The organism is Streptomyces sp. CA2R106, assembly GCF_037034245.1.
Classification (GTDB): Bacteria; Actinomycetota; Actinomycetes; order Streptomycetales; family Streptomycetaceae; genus Actinacidiphila.
Genome location: NZ_JBAGKC010000134.1, coordinates 1 through 989 on the forward strand (window position 1 = coordinate 1; position 989 = coordinate 989).

Consider the following 989-nt stretch of genomic DNA (forward strand, 5'->3'; position numbering starts at 1 on the left):
GGGGCTGCCCGGTGGGCAGGACGGTGCGGACGGATATGCGCTGACCGGGACCATGGCGAGTGTGGCGTCGGGTCGGGTGGCGTATGCGCTGGGGTTGCAGGGTCCCGCGGTTTCGATCGATACGGCGTGTTCGTCGTCGTTGACGGCAATTCACCTAGCGGCGCAGGCGCTGCGGTCGGGTGAGTGCTCGCTGGCGTTGGCCGGTGGGGTCACGGTCATGGCCACCCCGAGGGCGTTCGCGGAGTTTGCGCGGCAGCGGGGATTGGCCAGCGATGGGCGGTGCAAGCCGTTCGCGGAGGCCGCTGATGGCACCGGGTGGGGTGAGGGCGTTGGCGTCGTGGTGCTGGAGCGGTTGTCGGACGCTCGCGCGCGCGGGCACCGGGTGCTGGCGGTGGTAGCCGGTAGCGCGATCAACCAGGACGGGGCCAGTAATGGTCTGTCGGCGCCGAATGGTCCCTCCCAGCAGCGGGTGATTCGGGCGGCGTTGGCGAGTGCGGGGTTGCAGCCGGGTGATGTGGATGTGGTGGAGGCGCATGGCACTGGTACGGCGTTGGGTGATCCGATTGAGGCGCAGGCGTTGCTGGCGACGTATGGGCAGGATCGTGATCCGGCGCGTCCGTTGTTGTTGGGGTCGGTGAAGTCGAATATCGGTCACACGCAGGCGGCTGCGGGTGTGGCGGGTGTGATCAAGATGGTGCAGGCGATGCGGCACGGGATGCTTCCGCAGACCCTGCACGTCGACGCCCCGTCGTCGCATGTGGATTGGTCGGCGGGAGCAGTCGAGTTGCTGACCGCCCCTCGCAAGTGGCCGGCGGGTTCTGGTCCTCGGCGGGCGGGTGTGTCGGCGTTCGGGATCAGCGGCACCAACGTCCACCTCATCCTCGAACAGCCCGCGCAGCAGGCCCCTGTCCTGGACGGGTCTGCCGACGACGGACAGGCCCTGGAGGGGGAGGAGTTTGTCTCGGAGGTGGGGCCGGAGTCTGCGGGTG

General features: G+C 69.1%; 1 protein-coding gene. It reads left to right on the forward strand.

The genetic code is table 11. The features are described from left to right. On the forward strand, positions 1 to 989 hold a 989-nt coding region (locus WA788_RS35370), incomplete at both ends, for a polyketide synthase (protein ID WP_335984578.1).